The sequence below is a fragment of the Streptomyces spiroverticillatus genome (genome assembly GCA_014650415.1).
Taxonomy (GTDB): domain Bacteria; phylum Actinomycetota; class Actinomycetes; order Streptomycetales; family Streptomycetaceae; genus Streptomyces; species Streptomyces spiroverticillatus.
On the sequence record BMUX01000001.1, the window covers coordinates 696336 to 720307 of the forward strand.

Genomic DNA, 23972 nt, shown 5'->3' on the forward strand with positions numbered 1-23972 from the left:
CCTCAAACCCCCTTGGCCGCAGTGCGGACCAGGACGAGGCCACCGTTGGGGCCGGGGACGGCGCCCTTGATGAGCAGCAGACCCTTCTCGGCGTCAACGGCGTGGACGGTCAGGTTCTGGGTGGTGACCCGCTCGTTACCCATGCGACCCGCCATGCGCATGCCCTTGAAGACACGGCCGGGGGTGGCACAGCCACCGATGGAACCAGGCTTGCGGTGCACGCGGTGGGCACCGTGCGAGGCCTTGCCGCCGTGGAAGTTGTGACGCTTCATCACACCGGCGAAGCCCTTGCCCTTGCTCTTGCCCGTGACGTCAACCTTGACGCCGGACTCGAACACCTCGGCAGTGATCTCCTGGCCCAGCGTGTACTCGCTGGCGTCCGGGGTGCGCAGCTCCACGAGGTGGCGGCGCGGGGTCACGTCGGCCTTGGCGAAGTGACCCTTGAGGGGCTTGTTCACCTTGCGCGGGTCGATCTCGCCGAAGGCGATCTGGACCGACTCGTAGCCGTCGTTGTCGTTCGTACGTACCTGCGTCACGACGCACGGACCGGCCTTGACGACGGTCACCGGGACAACCCGGTTGTTCTCGTCCCAGACCTGGGTCATGCCGAGCTTCTCGCCCAGGACGCCCTTGATGTTCTTGCTCATCTCGGCCCGTCCCTTCAGAGCTTGATCTCGATGTCGACGCCCGCCGGCAGGTCGAGACGCATCAGCGAGTCAACCGTCTTCGGCGTGGGGTCGAGGATGTCGATGAGGCGCTTGTGCGTGCGCATCTCGAAGTGCTCGCGAGAGTCCTTGTACTTGTGCGGCGACTTGATGACGCAGTACACGTTCTTCTCAGTGGGCAGCGGCACCGGGCCCGCGACCGACGCACCAGTGCGGGTCACCGTCTCGACGATCTTCTTCGCCGAGGAGTCGATGACCTCGTGGTCGTAGGCCTTGAGCCGGATGCGGATCTTCTGTCCCGCCATGGCTACTAGTAGTCCTTTGTCTCTTAACGCTCTGGAACCCGGGCGGCTGCGCTCTGAACGCTCAGCACCGTCCTTCTCCGACCCACGCGGTCGGGCGTGTCGCATCCTCGCCAGCTGGAAATCCCAAGGAATTTCCCTGCTCTAAGGGATACGGTCCGCGACCGCAAGCCGGGGGAAGAACACCCACCGGGTGCCTGGTCAGCACCGCGCTAACACTTCCCGAAAGATTCCCGTACGTCCGCCCCATTGCTGCCCGGGGGCAGATAAAGGCGACGAGTACTGTGGGACTCGCTTCCGGTCCTCCCGGCGGGAGGCGTGCAGCATCGATACTCAACCGAGCAACCCCGACAGTCTGCCATACGGGGCACGGGGCACGCCAATCGGGCGGAAGAGATTACCCGCAGCGTGACCGAGGTCAAACTCCGGCACCCTCCCCCGCCCCGCTCCCCCGCCCGTTCGGGCGACCCCAGGCAACCCCCGCCCCTCCCGCTCCGTCTAGCTGACCGCAGCGGGGCGGCGACGCCTGCCCGTGACACCGTCCCGCCGCCCACGACGGGACGCAGCGCACGACCGCCGCTGCGGGGGAAGCGGACGGAGCGCGAGGACACATGCACAGCGGTACGGGGCCCGGCCTGCCCGGAGGACTGCCCGGAAAACCGGTCGGAAGACTGCCCAGGCGCATCCTGCTGGCCGCCGCCGCGGGTCTGCCGCTCGCGGCCTGTACGGTGCCGCAGCCCCCGCGCCGGCGCGATCCGGGGCCCGATCCCGCGCCCGGGCGGCCCATCGCGCACGCCGGGCGCTCGCTGCTGCTCCAGATGCTCGCGCACCCCGACGACGACCTGTACTTCATGAACCCGGACACCCGGCGCCTCCTGGAGGCCGGCACCCCGGTCGTCTCCGTGTACGTCACCGCGGGCGAGGCCAACGGGATCAACCACGCACCGGGCCACCCCCGGCCCCGGCCCGACAAGAGCGCGTACGTCTCCGCCCGCCAGCAGGGGCTCCGTCAGGCGTACGCGACCCTGCTGGGCCTGCCGAAGTTCACCCGGTGGGAGCGCACCGTCCTGGAGCTGCGCGGCGGCCAACAGGCCGAGCTGAACACCCTCGCCCACGGCGACCGCCGCGCCGAGCTGGTCTTCCTCAACATCTCCGTCATCTCGCCCCGCAACCGGCCCTCGCTGCCCGCGCTCTGGGGCGACCGCGGAATGCGCCAGCGCACGATGGTGGCGGACAACTCCCCGCTGAAGAAGCCGAGTTCGTACGACTACGACGAGCTGGTGGACGCGCTCACCGGGCTCCTGGACCGCTACCGGCCGACCGTCGTGCAGACCCTCGACCCGGACCCCGACATCCAGCACAGCACCGCGCGCGTACGCAGCAAGGACAGCGAGCAGCCGGGCTACTCCGACCACCGCGACCACACCGCCGTCGCCTGCTTCAGCTGGGCGGCACTGATCCGCTGGGTCGCCGAGAAGAGCGCGAGCGGCGAGCCGCTCCCCCGCTTCACCACCTCCGCCTTCCGCGGCTACTACAACCGGCACTGGCCCAAGAACCTCCCCGAGAGCCTGGTGCGGGAGAAGGCCGAGACCCTCCTCGCGTACGGCGGGGACGCCGACTGGGAGTGCGGGAATCCGGCGGGCTGCGGGGACTACAGCGTCGGCCAGGGCCGCCCGCTGACGAACTGGAAGGGCTGGGTGCGCTCCACCAACTACCGTTATCCGGGGCCCCAGTTGGTGACCGACGGGGTTCGTTCGGCGTACGGCGTGGTGGGGCTGCGACTGGTGCGCTGGCGGGCGAGCGGGGTGGGCTGGGGAGCCCCCGAGGATCTGGGCGGCGGACCGCTGGCCCCCCCGCTCGGGCATGCCGCGACGAAGGACGGCGGGCAGCTGCTGTTCGCCGTGCGCATCGCCTCCCTGGTCGGCCACGGCGGCGCCAACCGGCGTGAGGTCGTCCAGTACGACGGCCGCGTCTGGACCTCGCTCGGCAACCCCGAGCGCCGCCCGGACCGGGGACGGCGGATCGGCGTCCCGGTCGCGGTCACCGCGGGCGACGGCAGTGTCCACCTGTTCGTGCGCAACGCGGCGAAGAGCGTCAGCACGCGGGTACGGGACGCGAGTGGCTGGTGGGGCCCCTGGCGCGCCCTGGAGGGCCCGGACGGGGACGGCACGGGCGACGGCGACGGCATCCAGGACGGCCTGTCGGCGGCGGTCGACGGGCAGGGCCTGGTGCATCTCTTCGCCGCCGCGCGCACGTCCGTACGGCACTGGGGGCAGGCGACCCCCGGCGCGCCGGTGACGCTCCGCGCGGGCGGTGCGATGCCCGCGCCCGGCGGCGCGCCGCACGCCTTCCTGCGGCCGGACGGCTCGCTCGGCGTCCTCTACCGCGCCCCGCACTCCCCCGCCCTCGTCGCGATCCGCCCGGACGGCTCGCCACTGCCCGGGCTCGTTCTGGAGGGGTACGGTCCGGTGGCCGCCGGCGCGGGCGGGGTGCTGCTCGGCCGGGGCGAGCGGGGGGAGGTCCAACTCCGGGACGCCCGGGGGGCGTTGAAGCGGCACCGGGGGGTGTGCGTGGGGCCGCCGGTCCTGGTCGACGGCACGCCGGGCGCCGTGGTGGCGGGGTTCGGGGCGGACGCGGTGCCCTGGCTCTGGCGGGCGTAGGACTCGTACACGTACAAGGCGCAGGACTCGTACACGCACAAGAAGAACCCGTACAGGAACGAGAAGGGCCCCGGCGCCCACCGCTTGCGCGGTGGGGCCGGGGCCCTTCCCTTGGAGCTGGGAGCTGTCGCTACCGAGCTGCCAGGTCAATCACCAGGTAATTACTTGGTGATCTTGGTGACCTGGCCGGCGCCGACGGTCCGGCCACCCTCACGGATGGCGAACTTGAGGCCCTCCTCCATGGCGACCGGCTGGATCAGCGCGACCGACATGACGGTGTTGTCGCCCGGCATGACCATCTCGGTGCCCTCGGGCAGCGTGACGACACCGGTGACGTCCGTGGTGCGGAAGTAGAACTGCGGGCGGTAGTTGTTGAAGAACGGGGTGTGACGGCCACCCTCGTCCTTCGACAGGATGTACGCCTGCGCCTCGAACTCCGTGTGCGGGGTGACCGAGCCCGGCTTGATGATGACCTGGCCGCGCTCGACGTCCTCGCGCTTGATGCCACGGAGGAGCAGACCGACGTTCTCACCGGCCTGGCCCTCGTCGAGCAGCTTGCGGAACATCTCGATGCCGGTGACCGTGGTGGTGGTCTTCTCTTCCTTGATACCGACGATGTCGACGGTCTCGTTGACCTTGAGGACACCACGCTCGATACGGCCGGTGACGACGGTGCCACGACCGGTGATCGTGAAGACGTCCTCGATCGGCATCAGGAACGGCTTGTCGACGTCGCGCTCGGGCTGCGGGATCGACTCGTCGACGGCGGCCATCAGGTTCAGGACCGACTGGCCCCACTCCTTGTCGCCCTCGAGCGCCTTGAGCGCCGAGACCTTGACGACCGGCAGGTCGTCGCCCGGGAACTCGTACTCGGAGAGGAGCTCACGGACCTCGAGCTCGACGAGCTCCAGGATCTCCTCGTCGTCCACCATGTCGGCCTTGTTCAGCGCGACGACGATGTAGGGAACGCCGACCTGGCGGGCCAGGAGGACGTGCTCCTTCGTCTGCGGCATCGGGCCGTCGGTGGCGGCAACCACGAGGATCGCGCCGTCCATCTGCGCGGCACCCGTGATCATGTTCTTGATGTAGTCAGCGTGACCCGGGCAGTCGACGTGCGCGTAGTGACGCGACTCCGTCTGGTACTCGACGTGCGCGATGGAGATGGTGATACCGCGCTGACGCTCTTCCGGCGCCTTGTCGATCTGGTCGAAGGCCGAGGCCTCGTTCAGGTCCGGGTACGCGTCGTGCAGCACCTTGGTAATGGCGGCCGTGAGGGTCGTCTTACCGTGGTCAATGTGACCGATGGTGCCGATGTTGACGTGCGGCTTAGTCCGCTCGAACTTTGCCTTCGCCACTGGGTCCTCCTGCGGAGTGGTTCTGTACGCCTTGCTTCATCGGCGCCAGGTGATCTTTGCTGGGATGCCGGCGCCCGGGGCATTCGGCACGGATTGCGCTGAATGCCCCAGTGGCTCCGGTGATAAGCCTAAAGCGTGTGCTCGTACGGGTGAGAACCCGTCCTCGCGGTGGGCGGCCCGCCCTGGGGTGGGCCGCCCGGTGAGTGACTCAAGAGCCGCTCGGTGAGTGACTCGGGAGAGTTACTCGCCCTTGGCCTTCGCGATGATCTCCTCGGCGACGTTCCGCGGAACCTCGGCGTAGGAGTCGAACTGCATCGAGTAGCTTGCGCGACCCGAGGTCTTGCTGCGGAGGTCTCCGACGTAGCCGAACATCTCCGAGAGGGGCACGAGGCCCTTCACGACGCGAGCGCCGCTGCGCTCCTCCATGGCCTGGATCTGGCCACGGCGGGAGTTGAGGTCGCCGATCACATCGCCCATGTAGTCCTCGGGCGTGGTGACCTCGACGGCCATCATCGGCTCGAGGAGCACGGGAGAGGCCTTGCGGGCACCCTCCTTGAAGGCCTGCGAACCGGCGATCTTGAAGGCGAGCTCCGAGGAGTCGACCTCGTGGTAACCACCGTCGAGAAGGGTGACGCGGACGCCGACCATCTCGTAACCGGCCAGGATGCCGAACTGCATGGCTTCCTGGGCACCCGCGTCCACCGACGGGATGTACTCCCGGGGGATGCGGCCACCGGTGACCTTGTTGACGAACTCGTAGGACGCGTCGCCACCCTCGATGGGCTCAAGGGCGATCTGCACCTTCGCGAACTGGCCGGTACCACCAGTCTGCTTCTTGTGCGTGTAGTCGATGCGCTCGACGGTCTTGCGGATCGTCTCGCGGTACGCGACCTGGGGCTTGCCGACGTTCGCCTCGACGCGGAACTCGCGCTTCATGCGGTCGACGAGCACCTCGAGGTGGAGCTCACCCATACCACCGATGATGGTCTGGCCGGTCTCCTCGTCCGAGTGCACCTGGAAGGAGGGGTCCTCCTCCGAGAGACGCTGGATGGCAACACCCAGCTTCTCCTGGTCGCCCTTGGACTTGGGCTCGATGGCGACCTGGATGACCGGGGCCGGGAAGTCCATGGACTCCAGGATGACCGGGGCCTTCTCGTCGCACAGCGTCTCACCGGTGGTGGTCTGCTTGAGACCCATCACGGCGATGATGTCGCCGGCGCCCACCGACTCGATCTCCTCACGCTTGTTCGCGTGCATGCGGTAGATCTTGCCGATGCGCTCCTTCTTGCCCTTGACGGAGTTCAGCACCGAGGTGCCGGACACCAGGCGGCCCGAGTAGACCCGGACGAAGGTGAGCTTGCCGAGGTGCGGGTCGCTCATGATCTTGAACGCGAGGCCCGAGAAGGGCTCGTCGTCCGACGGCTTGCGCTTGACGACCGTCTCCGGGTCCTTCACGTCGTGGCCTTCAATGGCCTCGACGTCCAGGGGGGAGGGGAGGTAGCGCACCACGGCGTCGAGCAGGGGCTGGACGCCCTTGTTCTTGAACGCCGTACCGCAGAACACGGGGCTGACGGTCACCGAACCGGCGCCGCCCTTCGACGCGAGGGTGATGCGGCGGATGGCCGCCATCAGCTGCTCCTCGGTGGGCTCCTGGCCCTCGAGGTACAGCTCCATCATCTCTTCGTCGTGCTCGGCGACCGTCTCGAGCAGCTTCCCGCGCCACTCGTCGGCGGCCTCGGTGTGCGTGTCCGGGATGTCGACCGTGTCGTACATCTCGCCCTTGGCGGCCTCGGCGGACCACACGAGCGCCTTCATCGACACGAGGTCGACGACGCCCTTGAAGTCGGCCTCGGCGCCGATCGGGAGCTGCATGACGAGCGGGACCGCACCGAGGCGGTCGACGATCATGTCGACGCAGCGGTGGAACTCGGCACCCGTACGGTCGAGCTTGTTGACGAAGCAGATGCGCGGCACGCCGTAGCGGTCCGCCTGACGCCAGACAGTCTCGGACTGGGGCTCGACACCGGCAACACCGTCGAACACGGTGACAGCGCCGTCGAGGACGCGGAGCGAACGCTCCACCTCGACGGTGAAGTCGACGTGACCCGGGGTGTCGATGATGTTGATCGTGTGATCGACATCGTTGAGCGGCCAGTGGCAGGTCGTCGCGGCAGACGTGATCGTGATGCCGCGCTCCTGCTCCTGCTCCATCCAGTCCATCGTGGCAGCGCCGTCGTGGACTTCACCGATCTTGTAAGACACACCGGTGTAGAAGAGGATCCGCTCGGTGGTGGTCGTCTTGCCCGCGTCGATGTGGGCCATGATCCCGATGTTGCGGACCTTGGCCAGGTCAAGCGAAGTGGTGGCCATATGGCTCAGTCTTCTCTCGGTCTCGATGTGGGTAACGACTACCAGCGGTAGTGCGCGAAGGCCTTGTTGGACTCGGCCATCTTGTGGGTGTCCTCACGCTTCTTGACGGCAGCGCCAAGACCGTTCGAGGCGTCGAGCAGCTCGTTCATGAGGCGCTCGGTCATCGTCTTCTCGCGGCGGGCGCGGGAGTAACCCACGATCCAGCGGAGCGAGAGGGTGGCGGCGCGACCGGGCTTGACCTCGATCGGCACCTGGTAGGTGGCGCCACCGACACGGCGGGACTTGACCTCGAGCGACGGCTTGACGTTCTCAAGCGCGCGCTTCAGCGTGATGACCGGGTCAGCGCCGGTCTTCTCGCGGAGGCCTTCCATGGCGCCGTACACGATCCGCTCGGCGGTGGAACGCTTGCCGTCGAGCAGGATCTTGTTGATCAGCGACGTGACAAGAGGAGACTGGTAAACCGGGTCAATGATGACCGGGCGCTTCGGGGCGGGGCCCTTACGAGGCATTCTTACTTCTCCTTCTTGGCGCCGTAGCGGCTGCGAGCCTGCTTACGGTTCTTGACGCCCTGCGTGTCGAGGGAACCGCGGATGATCTTGTAGCGAACACCCGGAAGGTCCTTCACACGACCGCCACGCACGAGCACGATCGAGTGCTCCTGCAGGTTGTGGCCCTCACCCGGGATGTAGGCCGTGACCTCGATGCCCGAGGTCAGGCGCACACGCGCGACCTTACGGAGCGCCGAGTTCGGCTTCTTCGGGGTGGTCGTGAACACACGCGTGCAGACGCCACGGCGCTGGGGCGAACCCTCAAGCGCGGGCGTCTTGTTCTTCTCGACCTTGTCCTGCCGGCCCTTCCGGACCAGCTGCTGGATCGTAGGCACTACTTCTCCGGTTTCTGTGTGCCGATCACTGTGAAACTAACCTGGAACACTCTCCGACCCACGCGGTCGGGCGTGTCGGACCCGGCACACTCCGCCGGAAGCGGAGAACGACGCGAATCACGGGGGCCCTGCAAAGACGAGCTCACTCTGCGGCTGTAGACACGCACAGGAGCCCAGGCACACCCCAGGCACAAGGTCTGAGCGTACCTACCTCATCGACCTGGGTCAAAACAAATGCTGTCCAGGGACGGCGGGGCGGGGAGCGGGAAGCCGCCCGCCCTGTCAATACCGCCGTTCCCGGGGTGCTCGATACCGCTTCTCAGTACATTGATGCCCGCCGTGCTGACCGGGGGGCTACATGACTGCTGCGCACTTACCCAGCGACGGAGGTCTCGACGACCGGGTCCCCTTCCTCGCGCGGCTGGAGAGCGAGGACCGCGCGGCCCTCCTCGCCCTCGGCAACGACCTGGAATTCATCCCGCGGGCGACGCTGCTGCACCAGAACGAACCCTCGGCCCACATCCTGCTGATCCTGCACGGCTGGACGAAGGTCACCGCGTCGGCGGCCAACGGCTACCAGGCCCTCCTGGCCCTGCGCGGCCCCGGCGACATCATCGGCGAGTCCGCCGTCCTGACCGGCCGGGCCCGCTCCGCGACCGTGACCGCGCTGGCCCCGGTGAAGGCCAAGGCCGTGGAGTACGAGAAGTTCCGGGGCTTCCTCGCCCGCTCGCCCGACGCCTCTTTCCAACTGCTCGGGCTCACCGCGGACCGCATGCGCGCGACGGACCAACGACGGCTGGAATTCGCCTCGTTGAGCGTCCGGGAACGCTTCGCGGTGCTGCTGCTGGACCTCGCCCGCACCCACGGTCGGCGCACCGACGAAGGCATCGAGGTCGCCGTGCCCCTGTCCAAGCAGGAGCTGGCCGGGGCCGTCGGGGCCTCCCGGGAAATGGTGCAGCGGCTGCTCAAGGACCTGCGGGAGCGGGAGGTGGTGCTCACCGGGCGGCGGGCGCTGGTGATCCTGCGCCCGGACGTCCTGCGGCGCATCGCCCGCTCCGGGGCGACGCGGGCCACGGACGGCGCACCGCCGTAACCCCGGGTGACCCGTCGAGGACCGTACGTGGCTCTGTGTACACGGTCACAGTTCCACTGCGTCATCCGGCCTCACCGCGTGCGGCCCCGTGCCGCCAAGCTCTTCCCAACCCGTCGGGCCGCACCCCGTCAAGGCGCGGTCCTTCCGTCCGGGGCTTTTGCAGGACCAGTGAGAGGCGCCAGCATGACCGACCCCGTGAGCCGCACCTTCCTGCTGCTCGACATCGAGAAGTTCAGCGACCGTGACGACGTCGAACAGGCCTACCTGCGCAGGATGCTGTACGGCCTCACGGACCGCGTGCTGGAGTGCGCGGGCATCGACGAGACGCTGCGGCGGCGCGCCGACCGGGGCGACTCCGTGATGGAACTCATCGACGCCAACGCGCCGTTGACCGCTCTGCTGCGCGCCCTGATCCACGAGGCGCCCGCCCAGCTGCGGTCCATGAACCGGATGGCCTCGCGGTCCGCGCAGATGCGGCTGCGGGTCGTGGTGGCGACCGGATACGTGTGGGTCGACGAGCACGAGGGGTGGGTGGGCGCCGACCTCAATCACGCCTGCCGGCTGCTCGACGCCGGACTGTTGCGGTCCGCGCTCGCGCAGCGCCGCGACGACGTCGCGCTGTGCGTCTCGGACTCGGTGCACGCGGGGATCGTGCGCCACGACCATCAGGGGATCCCGGCCGAGGACTTCCACGCCATCACGGTCGACAGCAAGAACGGACCGTTGCAGGCCTGGCTCCTCGGGCCGCTTCCCGCCGACGCGCCCAGGGCGGGCGATCAGGACCACTGTGGCACGGGGGACCTTCCGGTTCCGGGACACCAGGGGGAACCCGGAACCGGAAGGCGGGACGGCCGGAACGGGGGTCCGGCCGTCCCCGGCGCCGCCCCGCACTTCGCCGGCGGCTACGTGGGCGGCGACAACCACGGCGTCTCCGCGGGCAGCGTCGGCGGGGACATCCGCTTCGACGCGGGCCGCCGGGCCCCGGGCGGCGCCTCGTGAGCGCGGGCGAACCCGGCGGCGCACCGGCGGGCGACAGGCCGCAGCAGGCCGCGGCACCTGCGGACAAGGCGGCTCCCGACGGCTCGCCGCCCCCCGATCAGGAGGGGGCCGCCGAGGAGTCACCCCAGGCGCAGGAGGCCTGGACGGCCCGCCGCGACCTGATGGACCACGCACCGCGGAACATGCGCTTCGAGTCCGGGGCCCGCCTCGGCGGCGGTCTGATCGGCGGCGACAACCACGGGGTCAGCGCGGGCCGGGTGGCCGGCGACGTGATCAAGGGCAGCAAGACGGAGATCCACTACCAGTTCGGCAGCCTCTTCGGTACGGGCTCCCACTCCTCCGGTGAGATCTCCCGCACCTCGGTCGAGGCCGTCGCGGCGCACTTCGTGACCGCGGGCACCGTCCCGCACGCCGAGCCGCAAACCTGCGAGGACGCCTTCCGCCTGCTGGCGGAGCGGCTGCGCGAGGAGCGGGTGCTGGTGCTCCTGGGCCCACGTTTCGCGGGCCGGGGCACGGCCGCCCTGATGCTGCTGCACCGGCTGGAGGCCTTCCCGGTGAACGCCATCGACCGGGAGAGCAGGCCCGGTGACGTCGCCGGGCGGCTCAAGGAGGGCGGCAACCTCCTCTGCGACCCGATCACCGAGCGGGGCAGGCCGCTGCGCGAGTCGGACCTGCTGGCGATGCGTGACGAGCTGGCGAAGAAGGACGCCTACCTGGTGATCACCGTGGGGCCCCGGGCCTCCCTGGAGGACGTCCCGGTCGCCGAGTGGCACGCGCCCGCCGCATACGCCGTACTGGAGGCGCACCTTCGGACACGGATCGAGGCCGAGCAGGTGCCCGGGCTGCTGGCGCTGCCCGCGGTGACGGAGTTCCTGGACCGGGCGCCCCAGCCCAGGGAGGCCGTCGCGTACGCCCGGACGCTCGCCGAGTACGCCACGGGGCAGGCGGGCGGACCGCAGATCGAACGGTTCTCCCTGAGCGCCCTGGAGAACCAGATCCAGGAGTGGTTCGAGGAGGACGAGTCCGCGCTGCACCTGCGCGACAAGGCGTTCCTGGTGGCGCTGGCCGCCTTCGACGGCAGCCCGTACGCGCTGACGGCAGAGCTGAGCGACCTGCTCTACGCCTTCCTCCAGCAGACCGAGAACCCGGTGGTGCCGCCCGCGGTGCCCGTGTTCGGCACACACGTCGGCAAGCGTCTGCAGCTCGCCCGCGCACACCGGTACGAGGAGGAGGAGCCCACCGAGTGGGGCCCGGTCCTCCAGGCCAAGTCCGCCTTCCGGGACGACCGGGCGCCCCTGGTGCTGCTCCGTGAACTGTGGACCGGGCACCCGTCGTCCCGGCCCGCGCTGATCCAGTGGCTGCACCGGCTGGCGGTCGACGGGCGGCCGTTGGTGCGCACCCGGGCCGCCTCCACGGTCGCCGTGCTGGCGGTGACGGACCTGCCGTCGGCGATGGCCCTGATCATCGAGCCGTGGGCCGCGTCGAAGGACTTCGTCCACCGGATCGTGGCCGTCAACGCCCTCGCTCTCGCCCACCGGCTCGAAGCCCCGCACGTGCCGTACATCATCGACACCTGGTGCGAGGGCGACGATCCGGGCCGCCGCTGGGTGGCGATCCGGGCGCACGGGCTGATCGGGGACGAGCGCCCGGAGAAGGCGCTCGCCGCGCTGCGCAAGGCCGCCCGCAAGGAGTACGAGGAGGAGGACCGGGACGACGACCTGCTGGCCGAGCTCGCGTCGTCCGTGGAACTCCTCGTCCTCTCGCCCGCGGGCGAGCAGGTCCTCCAGGAACTCCTGCGCAGCCTGGACACCCCGCGCAAGGAGGCGTCCGTGCTCGACCTGGCCGTCGCGGGCTTCCTGAACGCCTGCTGGCGGACCGAGGGCGACAAGCTGCACGGGCGGCCCCTGATCCTCGCCCGGTACGCCGAGGCCGCCACCGCGGGCGACAGGACCGCCCGGAACATCGCCGTCCTGTGGCGGACCGCGCTGGCCGCCCCCGTCCACTCCAGGACGGCACTGGACGTACTGCGCACCTGGGTGCTCATCGCCGACCGCGACCCGGCGGTCGAATGGGCGCTCGCCGCGCTGCTGCCCGTGCTCGCCGTCACCCCGGAGGACTTCCTCCGCCTGGACCACCTCCTGCGGACCATGTCCGACGAGGACGCCGGACCGCCGCCACCCGTCGCCGGACGGCTGCGCACCGTACTCCCGCATCAGCCCGCCTGACCCGATCCACCCGTCAAGGAGACCCGCACATGGCCGACTTCCGACGACCGCCCGAGTGGGATCAGCACGCCGACCGGCACACTCCGCTGATCGATCCGGTCATCACTGTGCGGCAGTTGTCGCGATTCGAGTTCCGCAAACCACTCACCCGGATCGATCACGCCCTGGTGTTCTCGACGCCCAAGGGTGCGTACGACACCTATTTGCCGCCGGTGCGGCCCACGCGCGCCGAGGCCGCGACCAAGCGGTACAGCTCGGTGTACGAGGTCGACATGGGCGTGCATCCGGTGCAGGCGGAGCTGGCGCTGCCCAGCGACAACGACGCCTTCGAGTTCGGGTGCATCGTCGAGCTGTCCTGGCAGGTGGTGGATCCGGCGCGGTTCGTGGCCTCCGGGTACCGGGACGTGCCCCGGCTGCTGCTGGGCGAGCTGGAACAGGCCGCGCGGCCGGTGGCCCGGCTGCACGCCATCGCCGACAGCGCCGTCGCCGAGCAGGAGCTGCTGCGTGCCGTGACCGCGCTCGGTGCGCTGGGCGGCGGGGTCGGGCTGAAGGTCGCCTGGACCGTACGGCTGCGCAGGGACCAGGAGAACATTGACCACCAGAAGCGTCTGCAGAGCCTCCAGCACAACGCGGCCGAGCAGGTGCTCGACGCCCAGCTCGGCATGACCGTCGACAGCGAGGTGGCCCGCCGGCTCACCCAGCAGGACGCGCTCGCCCTGCAGCGGGCGACGGCGTACGGGGAGCAGAACCACGTCCTGGCGTTGCAGCAGCAGCAGTGGGCGCACCAGCAGGCGCTCCTGGCCGGGCAGCAGGCGCTGGAGCTCCAGCGCCTCGAGGCCGAGAAGATCAACTTCTACCAGTACCACCTGGCCCAGGGCGGGGTGCATGCCTGGGCGCTGCACCTGGCGCAGCACCCCGAGGACTCCGCACTCGTCATGAACAGCATGCGCGAGGACCAACTGCGCATGATCCAGGCCCAGATGGACCTGGTGGGGCAGCTGCTGGCGGGAGACGTCGCCCAGGACTACGAGCTGGACGGCCCCAAGCAGCTGGCGCTGCGCACCATGAGCGACATCCTCAACCAACGGCTGCCCGGGGTGACCCAGTCCCCGGCACCCCAGCTGCCGCCGCAGCCGGGACAGGCGCCACAACCGGGCCAGCATCCGGCCGGGCCGACGGCCGCCCCCGGAGTCCCTCCCGGCATCGAGCCCGGAGCGGCTCCGGGAGCAGGGTCTGCCACCGGTTTCGGGGCAGGTCCCGCAGGCAGTCCCGCGACCGGCCCCGCAGCCGGTCCCGGAACACCCCCCGCACCAGGTCCCGGCGGGGCGGCAGGCCGGCCGGCCGCTCCCCCGCAGGACGCCGCTCCGGGTGCGGTGCACTACGCCACCCCCTTCTCCCCGGTCCCGGCGCCCTCCCCGGCAGCCGGCCCCGCGCTTCCCGGACAGCAGCCGCACACCCCGGACGCCCCCGGCCAGGAGACCGTGCCGCCGGCCGGACCGCCCGCCTGGACGGCGGCTCCGTACGGGGCCGGCCCCACGCCCCCCTGGCCCGGCGCCCAGCCGACCGGCGCCCCGCCCCACGCTCCGAACGGCACTCCCGCCGGAACACCGTCCGCGCCCCCGGCATGGCAGCCGCCGCCGGGGTACGGCAGCGCCCCGACGATGCCCCAGCGGCCCGAGGCCCCGGCCCCCGACCCCGACCCCCAGAACGACCCCAGCACCGCGGCGCCGCACACGGAGGACACCGCCCCCCGTGACACGACCACTCCCGGAACCGGCACGCCATGACCACCACCCCCACCCGCGCGCCCACGCCCGGCCCGGATCCGGCCGTCCCGCCCGCACCCCCGGACGCGGACATCACCGAACTGGCCGCCCGCCTCCTCACCGAGCTGCGCACCGAGATAGCCCGCGCCGACAGCAAGGCGTCCGTACTGGTCGCCGCCCTCGGCACCACGGCGGGCGTCCTCTCGGGCCTGCTGGCCGGACGCAGCTGGAGGCCGGACGCCCTCTCCGCCGCCGGAAGCGCCTTCTGGTGGACGGGCGCCGCCTCGTTCGGCCTGGCGCTGCTGGCCCTGCTGATGGCCGTGCTGCCCCGCTACCGCAGTCGCACGTGGCGGCCCGGCACACCCCTGTCGTACTTCGGTGACATCCAAAGGGCCCACGCGCACGGCCAGTTGGAGCAGGCACTCACCGAAACCGCACGCGCCCCCGCGGCGGCGCTCCGGGCATCACTGGCGGAGAACAGCCGTATCGCAGCTCGCAAACACCAGTGGATACGGGCCGGGCTGATCGCCTTCTGCACCGGAGCTGCAGCCCTCCCCGCCTCACTCTTCATCGGCTGACGCCCCGACACCACCCGAAGGATGCCCCATGACCCAGCCCCAGGAACCCGTATACCCCGAGCACCCGCAGCCACAGCCGCAGCCACCCGAGTACCCCTCCGACAGCGCCCGCCCGGAGGCGACCGCACCCGCCCATCCGGCCGACGGCGCACCCCCGTACCCGGGCACGCAGACCCCACACCCTCTCCACCCGCACGCCCACACCCCGCCCCCGTACCCCGGCACGCAGCCCCCGCCCCCGTACCCGGGCACACAGCCCCCGCCCTCCTACCCGGGCACGCAGGCCGCCGACCCCTCTGCCCGCTCGGCGCCGCCGCCCCCGTACCCGGACCCCCGGGTCCCCCCGAGCCACCCCTTCCCGCCGTACGGACCGCACGGCGTCACCCCCGCTCCCCCCGACGCCCGCCCCCAGATCCCGCCGCCCGAGCCACAGCCCGAGCCACAGCCTCCGCACGCCCCGGACAACCTCGACTACCAGAACGCCCCGGGCCGCCGCGTCCACTACACGGCGCACCAGCGCGGCGCGGACGCCACTGCCGTCGGCCAGCTCGCCCTGCTGCTGCCCGGTTTCCTGATGAGCCTGCTGGTGGTCCTGCTCGCGGCGAGCATCCTGGACGCCCTGACCGGACTCCCGTACTGGATCCCGACCCTCCTCTGGGTGGCCTCCGGCGCGCTCGTCTTCCACCGCCCCAGCGAGGACTTCTTCGCCCGCCGCCTGCTCAAACTGCACCGGCCCAGCCCACAGGACATGAGGCGGCTCGCCCCGGTCTGGCACGAGGTCACCGCGCGGGCCGGTGTCGAGGGCGACCAGTACGAGCTCTGGATCGAGGAGAGCAAGGAGCTCAACGCCTACGCCGCCGCCGGTCACATCGTGGGGGTCACCAGGTTCGCCCTGACCAACCTGTCCAGCGCCCATCTGGCCGCCGTCCTCGCGCACGAGCTGGGCCACCACACCGGCGGCCACGCCTGGTCGTCGCTGCTCGGCTACTGGTACTCACTGCCGGGCCGCGTCGCCTGGCAGGTCATCCGTACCGTCGTCGTCTTCGTGGTCGCCTTCGCAAGCTACTTCTCCTGGCTGGTCACGGCCGGGCTGGTCCTGTTCATCGGCTTCCTGACGCTCGCGACCATCACCGTGCTGTACGGGCTGCCGCTGGTCCTCCTCGTCACTCCGTACCTGATGGCTGCCGTCGGGCGCCGCGCCGAACTCCGGGCCGACCAGCACGCCGCCGCCCTCGGCTTCGCGCCGATGCTCGCGGAGGTGCTGCACACCATGGAGCAGTCCGAGGTGCAGGCCCGCTATCAGCTGGCGGCCGCGCAGGGCGCGAAGCCGGACGAACCGGGCACGCTGGCCCGGCTGCTCTCCACCCACCCCGACTTCCACACCCGGCTGTACCGGCTCCAGCCCTACCTCCAGGGTCAGCGCTGACCCAGCCGCACAACGCCGAAGGGCGCCCACCCCGCTCGAAAGCGGGGCAGGCGCCCTTCGTACGTACCGCTACACGCTCTTACTGGTTGTACGGACCGTAGTCGTAGTCCTCCAGCGGAACGGCCTGGCCGGAGCCCGTGCCGAACGGCGAGTAGTCGATGTCGTCGTAGCCGACGGCCGAGTACATCGCGGCCTTGGCCTCCTCGGTCGGCTCGACCCGGATGTTGCGGTAGCGGGAGAGACCCGTACCGGCCGGGATGAGCTTACCGATGATGACGTTCTCCTTGAGGCCGATCAGGGAGTCGGACTTGGCGTTGATCGCCGCGTCCGTCAGGACCCTGGTCGTCTCCTGGAAGGAAGCCGCGGACAGCCACGACTCCGTCGCCAGCGAGGCCTTGGTGATACCCATCAGCTGCGGACGGCCGGAGGCCGGGTGGCCGCCTTCCGTGACCACACGACGGTTCTCGGTCTCGAACTTCGAGCGCTCGACGAGCTCGCCCGGCAGCAGTTCCGCGTCGCCGGACTCGATGATCGTCACGCGGCGGAGCATCTGCCGGATGATGATCTCGATGTGCTTGTCGTGGATCGACACGCCCTGGCTGTTGTACACCTTCTGGACTTCGCCGACCAGGTGGACCTGGACCGCACGCTGACCGAGGATGCGCAGGACGTCGTGCGGGTTGGTCGCACCGACGGTGAGCTTCTGGCCCACCTCGACCGGGTCGCCCTCGCCGACCAGCAGACGGGCGCGCTTGGAGATCGGGAACGCCGTCTCCTCGCTGCCGTCGTCCGGGGTGACGACGATCTTCTTGGTCTTCTCGGTCTCCTCGATCCGGATGCGGCCCTTGGCCTCGGAGATCGGGGCGACACCCTTGGGCGTACGAGCCTCGAAGAGCTCGACGACACGGGGCAGACCCTGGGTGATGTCGTCACCGGCCACACCACCGGTGTGGAAGGTACGCATGGTGAGCTGCGTACCCGGCTCACCGATGGACTGGGCGGCGATGATGCCGACCGCCTCGCCGATGTCGACGAGCTTGCCGGTGGCCAGCGAGCGGCCGTAGCAGAAGGCACAGGTGCCGACCGCGGACTCGCAGGTCAGGACCGAGCGGGTCTTGACCTCCTCGACGCCGTGCATGACCAGCTGGTCGATGAGCACGTCACCGAGGTCGACGTTGGCAGGCGCGATGACCTTGCCGTCGATCACGACGTCTTCCGCCAGCATGCGGGCGTAGACGCTGGTCTCGACGTCGTCGGTCTTGCGGAGGATGCCGTCGGCACCCTTCTCCGCGATCTTCAGCTTGAGGCCGCGGTCGGTGCCGCAGTCCTCCTCGCGGATGATCACGTCCTGCGAGACGTCCACCAGACGACGGGTCAGGTAACCCGAGTCGGCGGTACGCAGGGCGGTGTCGGCGAGACCCTTACGGGCACCGTGCGTGGAGATGAAGTACTCCAGAACGGAGAGACCCTCGCGGAACGACGCCTTAATCGGGCGCGGGATCGTCTCGTTCTTCGCGTTCGACACCAGACCACGCATACCGGCGATCTGACGCATCTGCATCATGTTTCCTCGGGCACCCGAGTCAACCATCATGAAGATGGGGTTCGTCTTGGGGAAGTTCGCGTTCATCGCCTCGGCAACCTCGTTGGTCGCCTTGGTCCAGATCGCGATGAGCTCCTGAGTGCGCTCTTCCTTGGTGATCAGACCGCGCTCGTACTGCTTCTGGACCTTCTCGTCCTGCGCCTCGTAGCCCTGGACGATGGCCTTCTTGGCCTCGGGCACGACGACGTCGGAGATGGCCACGGTGACGCCCGAACGGGTCGCCCAGTGGAAGCCGGACGCCTTCAGGTTGTCGAGCGTCGCCGCCACGATGACCTTGGGGTAGCGCTCCGCCAGGTCGTTGACGATCTCGGAGAGCTGCTTCTTGCCCACCGAGTAGTCGACGAACGGGTAGTCCTCGGGCAGCAGCTCGTTGAAGAGCGCACGGCCCAGGGTCGTACGGATGCGGAAGGAGTCACCGGTCTGCCACTCGGGCTCGCCCTCCTCCGCCACCGGCGGGGTCCAGCCACGCGGCGGGACGGTGCCGATCGGGAAGCGGATGTCGACCTTCGCCTGGAGCGAGAGCTCGCGGGCGTCGAACGCCATGATCGCCTCGGCGGTGGAGCCGAAGGACCGGCCCTCGCCGACGACCTTGCGCTCTTCCTCGTCCGTGGTGAGGAAGAACAGGCCGAGCACCATGTCCTGGGTCGGCATGGTGACGGGACGACCGTCGGCCGGCTTCAGGATGTTGTTCGAGGACAGCATCAGGATGCGGGCCTCGGCCTGCGCCTCCGCGGAGAGCGGCAGGTGGACGGCCATCTGGTCACCGTCGAAGTCCGCGTTGAACGCGGTGCAGACGAGCGGGTGGATCTGGATGGCCTTGCCCTCGACCAGCTGGGGCTCGAAGGCCTGGATGCCGAGGCGGTGCAGCGTGGGCGCACGGTTCAGCAGAACCGGGTGCTCGGCGATGACCTCTTCGAGCACGTCGTACACGACCGTGCGGCCGCGCTCGACCATGCGCTTCGCCGACTTGATGTTCTGCGCGTGGTTCAGGTCAACCAGGCGCTTCATCACGAACGGCTTGAAGAGCTCCAGCGCCATGGCCTTCGGCAGACCGCACTGGTGCAGCTTGAGCTGCGGGCCGACGACGATCACGGAACGCGCGGAGTAGTCCACACGCTTGCCGAGAAGGTTCTGACGGAATCGACCCTGCTTGCCCTTGAGCATGTCGGACAGCGACTTCAGCGGACGGTTGCCGGGGCCCGTGACCGGGCGACCACGACGGCCGTTGTCGAAGAGCGCGTCGACGGCCTCCTGAAGCATGCGCTTCTCGTTGTTCACGATGATCTCGGGGGCGCCGAGGTCAAGGAGTCGCTTGAGGCGGTTGTTGCGGTTGATCACGCGGCGGTACAGGTCGTTCAGGTCGGAGGTCGCGAAGCGGCCACCGTCCAGCTGCACCATCGGACGCAGGTCCGGCGGGATGACCGGGACGCAGTCCAGAACCATGCCCTTGGGGCTGTTGCTGGTCTGCAGGAACGCGGAGACGACCTTGAGGCGCTTGAGCGCACGGGTCTTCTTCTGGCCCTTGCCGGTACGGATGATCTCGCGGAGGCGCTCGGCCTCCTCCTCGAGGTCGAAGGACTCCAGGCGCTTCTGCAGAGCAGCCGCACCCATGGAACCGTCGAAGTACGTGCCGAAGCGGTCACGCAGCTCGCGGTAGAGGAGCTCGTCGCCCTCCAGGTCCTGGACCTTGAGGTTCTTGAAGCGGTTCCACACCTCGTCGAGGCGGTCGATCTCGCGCTGGGCGCGGTCACGGAGCTGCTTCATCTCGCGCTCGGCACCTTCGCGCACCTTGCGGCGCACGTCGGCCTTGGCGCCCTCGGCCTCGAGCTCGGCGAGGTCGGTCTCGAGCTTCTTGGCGCGGGCCTCCAGGTCGGAGTCACGACGGTTCTCGACCTGCTGACGCTCGACGGAGACGTGCGCCTCCAGCGAGGGCAGGTCGCGCGTCCGGCGCTCCTCGTCCACGAAGGTGATCATGTACGCGGCGAAGTAGATGACCTTCTCGAGGTCCTTCGGCGCGAGGTCGAGCAGGTAGCCCAGGCGCGAGGGAACGCCCTTGAAGTACCAGATGTGCGTGACGGGCGCGGCCAGCTCAATGTGGCCCATCCGCTCACGACGCACCTTGGCGCGAGTGACCTCGACGCCGCAGCGCTCACAGATGATGCCCTTGAAGCGGACACGCTTGTACTTGCCGCAGTAGCACTCCCAGTCCCGGGTCGGACCGAAGATCTTCTCGCAGAAGAGTCCGTCCTTTTCGGGCTTCAGGGTGCGGTAGTTGATGGTCTCCGGCTTCTTCACTTCGCCGTGGGACCAGGTCCGGATGTCGTCCGCGGTGGCGAGGCCAATCCGCAGCTCGTCGAAGAAGTTGACGTCGAGCACTTGTCGTCAATCCCTCTTTCGGGGGTTCGAGCCCCTCGCGTTACGCGAGATAAATGGGCACTTCAAATGGTCTGAACGGGTCCGGGGAGGGCCGGGGGTCTCTTTCTACGGAGACCCCCGGCCGGCCCGTCAGACCTCTTCGACGCTGCTCGGCTCGCGCCGGGACAGGTCGATACCGAGTTCCTCCGCTGCGCGGAAGACGTCCTCGTCCGTGTCGCGCATCTCGATGGACATGCCGTCCGAGGACAGCACCTCCACGTTGAGGCAGAGCGACTGCATTTCCTTGATGAGCACCTTGAAGGACTCGGGAATGCCGGGCTCCGGGATGTTCTCGCCCTTGACGATGGCCTCGTAGACCTTCACGCGGCCGGTCACGTCGTCGGACTTGATCGTCAGGAGCTCCTGGAGGGCGTACGCGGCGCCGTATGCCTCCAGCGCCCACACCTCCATCTCACCGAAGCGCTGACCACCGAACTGCGCCTTACCACCCAGCGGCTGCTGCGTGATCATCGAGTACGGGCCGGTCGAACGGGCGTGGAGCTTGTCGTCGACCAGGTGGTGCAGCTTGAGGATGTACATGTACCCGACCGAGATCGGGTCCGGGAACGGCTCGCCGGAGCGGCCGTCGAACAGCTGCGCCTTGCCGGAGGGCTGCACCAGGCGGTCGCCGTCGCGGTTGGGGATCGTGGCCTCGAAGAGACCGGTGATCTCGTCCTCGCGGGCACCGTCGAACACCGGGGTGGCGACGTTGGTGCCGGGCTCGACGCGGTCGGCGCCGATGACCTGCAGGCGCTGGGCCCACTCGTCACCCAGACCGGAGACGTCCCAGCCGCGGCTGGCGAGCCAGCCGAGGTGGATCTCCAGGACCTGTCCCGGGTTCATTCGGGACGGCACACCCAGCGGGTTCAGGATGATGTCGACCGGAGTTCCGTCCTCGAGGAACGGCATGTCCTCGATCGGAAGGATCTTCGAGATAACACCCTTGTTGCCGTGACGGCCGGCGAGCTTGTCACCGTCGGTGATCTTGCGCTTCTGGGCCACGTAGACGCGGACCAGCTGGTTCACGCCCGGGGGAAGCTCGTCGCCCTCTTCGCGGTCGAAGACGCGGACGCCGATGACCTTGCCGATCTCACCGTGCGGCACCTTCAGCGAGGTGTCGCGCACCTCGCGCGCCTTCTCACCGAAGATCGCGCGGAGCAGACGCTCCTCCGGCGTCAGCTCGGTCTCACCCTTGGGCGTGACCTTGCCGACGAGGATGTCGCCGGCGACGACCTCGGCACCGATACGGATGATGCCGCGCTCGTCGAGGTCGGCGAGGACCTCTTCGGAGACGTTCGGGATGTCCCGGGTGATCTCCTCCGGGCCGAGCTTGGTGTCACGCGCGTCGACCTCGTGCTCTTCGATGTGGATCGAAGAGAGCACGTCATCCTGTACGAGCCGCTGGCTCAGGATGATGGCGTCCTCGTAGTTGTGACCCTCCCACGGCATGAAGGCGACCAGGAGGTTCTTGCCGAGCGCCATCTCACCCTGCTGGGTGGCGGGACCGTCGGCGAGGACCTGGCCCTCGATGACCCGGGCGCCCTCGTCCACGACAACCTTCTGGTTGACCGAGGTGCCCTGGTTGGAGCGGGAGAACTTGGCGATCCGGTACGTGGTGTACGTGCCGTCGTCGTTGGCGACGGTGACGTAGTCCGCGGAGACCTCCTGGACCACACCCGCCTTCTCCGCCTTGATGACGTCACCGGCGTCGACCGCGCAGCGGTACTCCATGCCGGTGCCGACGAGCGGTGCCTCGGACGTGATCAGCGGCACGGCCTGACGCATCATGTTCGCGCCCATGAGCGCGCGGTTGGCGTCGTCGTGCTCGAGGAAGGGGATCATCGCGGTCGCGACCGACACCATCTGGCGCGGCGAGACGTCCATGTAGTCGACGTCGTCGCCCGGGATGTAGTCGATCTCTCCGCCACGACGGCGGACCAGGACGCGCGACTCGGTGAAGCGCATGTCCTCGCCGAGGGTCGCGTTCGCCTGGGCGATCACGAAGCGGTCTTCCTCGTCGGCCGTCAGGTAGTCGACCTCGTCGGTGACGACACCCTCGGTGACACGGCGGTACGGCGTCTCGACGAAGCCGAACGCGTTGACGCGGCCGTACGAGGCGAGCGAACCGATCAGACCGATGTTGGGGCCTTCGGGCGTCTCGATCGGGCACATGCGGCCGTAGTGAGACGGGTGCACGTCACGGACCTCGAAGCCTGCCCGCTCACGGGACAGACCACCGGGACCCAGTGCCGAGAGACGACGCTTGTGCGTCAGACCCGACAGCGGGTTGTTCTGGTCCATGAACTGCGACAGCTGCGAGGTGCCGAAGAATTCCTTGATCGACGCCACGACCGGGCGGATGTTGATCAGGGTCTGCGGCGTGATCGCCTCGACGTCCTGGGTCGTCATGCGCTCGCGGACGACGCGCTCCATACGAGCCAGACCCGTGCGGACCTGGTTCTGGATGAGCTCGCCGACGTTGCGCAGACGACGGTTGCCGAAGTGGTCGATGTCGTCGGTCTCGACGACGATGTTGCGACCCGACTCGCCGACCGTCTCGGTCTCGCCCGCGTGGAGCTTCACCAGGTATTTGATGGTGGCGATGATGTCGTCGGTCGTGAGCACGCCGGCGTTCAGCGGCTCGTCGGCGCCGAGCTTCTTGTTCACCTTGTAGCGGCCGACCTTCGCGAGGTCGTAGCGCTTCGGGTTGAAGTAGAGGTTCTCGAGCAGCGTCTGAGCGGCCTCACGGGTCGGCGGCTCGCCCGGGCGCAGCTTGCGGTAGATGTCGAGCAGCGCGTCGTCCTGGCCCTGGGTGTGGTCCTTCTCCAGGGTGGCGCGCATGGACTCGTACTCGCCGAACTCCTCGAGGATCTGCTCGGTCGTCCAACCGAGAGCCTTCAGGAGAACGGTGACGGACTGCTTGCGCTTGCGGTCGATGCGGACGCCGACCATGTCGCGCTTGTCGATCTCCATCTCCAGCCAGGCACCCCGGGACGGGATGATCTTGGCGGAGAAGATGTCCTTGTCGGACGTCTTGTCGATGGAGGAGTCGAAGTAGACACCCGGCGAGCGGACCAGCTGCGACACCACGACACGCTCGGTGCCGTTGATGACGAAGGTGCCCTTGTTGGTCATGAGCGGGAAGTCGCCCATGAAGACCGTCTGGGACTTGATCTCGCCGGTCTCGTTGTTGGTGAACTCGGCGGTGACGAAGAGCGGGGCGGCGAACGTGAAGTCGCGCTCCTTGCACTCGTCGATCGAGTTCTTCGGCGGCTCGAAGCGGTGGTCGCGGAAGGTCAGCGACATCGACCCGGAGAAGTCCTCGATCGGGGAGATCTCTTCGAAGATCTCCTCCAGACCGGACTTCGTGGGGACGTCCTGTCCACTCTCGAGAGCGGCCTCGACGCGACCCTTCCAAGCGGCGTTGCCGAGCAGCCAGTCAAAGCTCTCGGTCTGCAGCGCGAGGAGGTTCGGAACCTCGAGGGGCTCCTTGATCTTTGCAAAGGAGATGCGCAGCGGGGCGGTGCTTGCGCCGTTGTTCGTATTGGAGGTCGAGGCGTTGCGCGAGGCGGCCAAGAGGGGGTCCTTCCGAGGGCTCGGACTCACTACGCGCGTACCGGTCCCACATGGAC

15 protein-coding genes are annotated in these 23972 nt (G+C 69.0%); 7 read left to right on the plus strand and 8 right to left on the minus strand.

Annotated elements, in window-relative coordinates:
• Window positions 1–2: 2 nt before the first annotated feature.
• Window positions 3–647: a 50S ribosomal protein L3 gene (rplC, locus tag IE269_RS03235; protein ID WP_189821109.1), complete on the minus strand. Its 645-nt coding sequence runs from the start codon at window positions 645–647 to the stop codon at window positions 3–5.
• A 14-nt stretch (window positions 648–661) separates the two neighbouring features.
• Window positions 662–970 carry a 30S ribosomal protein S10 gene (gene rpsJ, locus IE269_RS03240; protein ID WP_003948644.1) on the minus strand — a complete coding sequence of 103 codons (309 nt, stop codon included), beginning with the start codon at window positions 968–970 and terminating at the stop codon, window positions 662–664.
• A gap of 608 nt (window positions 971–1578) precedes the next feature.
• Here rpsJ and IE269_RS03245 point away from each other — a divergent pair.
• Window positions 1579–3627: a PIG-L family deacetylase gene (locus IE269_RS03245; RefSeq protein ID WP_189821110.1), complete on the plus strand. Its 2049-nt coding sequence runs from the start codon at window positions 1579–1581 to the stop codon at window positions 3625–3627.
• A 161-nt stretch (window positions 3628–3788) separates the two neighbouring features.
• On the opposite strand, the gene tuf is transcribed toward IE269_RS03245, so the two are convergent.
• From tuf to rpsL, 4 genes are all read right to left on the minus strand, one after another.
• On the minus strand, window positions 3789–4982 hold the full coding sequence (gene tuf, locus IE269_RS03250) for an elongation factor Tu (protein WP_189821111.1): 1194 nt from the start codon (window positions 4980–4982) through the stop codon (window positions 3789–3791).
• A gap of 240 nt (window positions 4983–5222) precedes the next feature.
• Window positions 5223–7352, minus strand: a complete 2130-nt coding sequence (fusA, locus tag IE269_RS03255; protein ID WP_189821112.1) for an elongation factor G — start codon at window positions 7350–7352, stop codon at window positions 5223–5225.
• A 38-nt stretch (window positions 7353–7390) separates the two neighbouring features.
• Window positions 7391–7861, minus strand: coding sequence for a 30S ribosomal protein S7 (gene rpsG / locus IE269_RS03260; RefSeq protein WP_189821113.1), 471 nt, complete (start codon window positions 7859–7861; stop codon window positions 7391–7393).
• A 2-nt stretch (window positions 7862–7863) separates the two neighbouring features.
• Complete coding sequence (rpsL, locus tag IE269_RS03265) at window positions 7864–8235, minus strand: 30S ribosomal protein S12 (protein ID WP_003948652.1); 372 nt, start codon at window positions 8233–8235, stop codon at window positions 7864–7866.
• Between the two features lie 358 nt (window positions 8236–8593).
• Here rpsL and IE269_RS03270 point away from each other — a divergent pair, with 358 nt between their 5' ends.
• The 6 genes from IE269_RS03270 to IE269_RS03295 all read left to right on the plus strand — a co-directional run bounded on the left by IE269_RS03270 (window position 8594) and on the right by IE269_RS03295 (window position 16322).
• Window positions 8594–9328, plus strand: coding sequence for a Crp/Fnr family transcriptional regulator (locus IE269_RS03270; RefSeq protein ID WP_189821114.1), 735 nt, complete (start codon window positions 8594–8596; stop codon window positions 9326–9328).
• Window positions 9329–9511: 183 nt separating this feature from the next.
• Complete coding sequence (locus tag IE269_RS03275; RefSeq protein ID WP_189821115.1) at window positions 9512–10327, plus strand: hypothetical protein; 816 nt, start codon at window positions 9512–9514, stop codon at window positions 10325–10327.
• Window positions 10324–12552, plus strand: coding sequence for a hypothetical protein (locus tag IE269_RS03280; RefSeq protein ID WP_189821116.1), 2229 nt, complete (start codon window positions 10324–10326; stop codon window positions 12550–12552). Before IE269_RS03275 ends, IE269_RS03280 begins: the two co-directional genes overlap by 4 nt.
• 29 nt (window positions 12553–12581) lie before the next feature.
• Window positions 12582–14339: a hypothetical protein gene (locus IE269_RS03285; RefSeq protein WP_189821117.1), complete on the plus strand. Its 1758-nt coding sequence runs from the start codon at window positions 12582–12584 to the stop codon at window positions 14337–14339.
• Window positions 14336–14896: a Pycsar system effector family protein gene (locus IE269_RS03290; protein ID WP_229897424.1), complete on the plus strand. Its 561-nt coding sequence runs from the start codon at window positions 14336–14338 to the stop codon at window positions 14894–14896. The genes IE269_RS03285 and IE269_RS03290 overlap by 4 nt, the downstream gene beginning before the upstream one ends.
• Window positions 14897–14924: 28 nt before the next feature.
• A complete protein-coding gene (locus tag IE269_RS03295; RefSeq protein ID WP_189821118.1) occupies window positions 14925–16322 on the plus strand; it encodes a M48 family metalloprotease in 1398 nt (465 codons plus the stop codon).
• A gap of 79 nt (window positions 16323–16401) precedes the next feature.
• On the opposite strand, the gene IE269_RS03300 is transcribed toward IE269_RS03295, so the two are convergent.
• Together IE269_RS03300 and rpoB are read right to left on the minus strand one after the other, a co-directional pair.
• Window positions 16402–20301: a DNA-directed RNA polymerase subunit beta' gene (locus IE269_RS03300; RefSeq protein ID WP_189821119.1), complete on the minus strand. Its 3900-nt coding sequence runs from the start codon at window positions 20299–20301 to the stop codon at window positions 16402–16404.
• 129 nt (window positions 20302–20430) lie between these two features.
• Window positions 20431–23916, minus strand: coding sequence for a DNA-directed RNA polymerase subunit beta (rpoB, locus tag IE269_RS03305; RefSeq protein WP_189821120.1), 3486 nt, complete (start codon window positions 23914–23916; stop codon window positions 20431–20433).
• Window positions 23917–23972 lie beyond the last annotated feature (56 nt).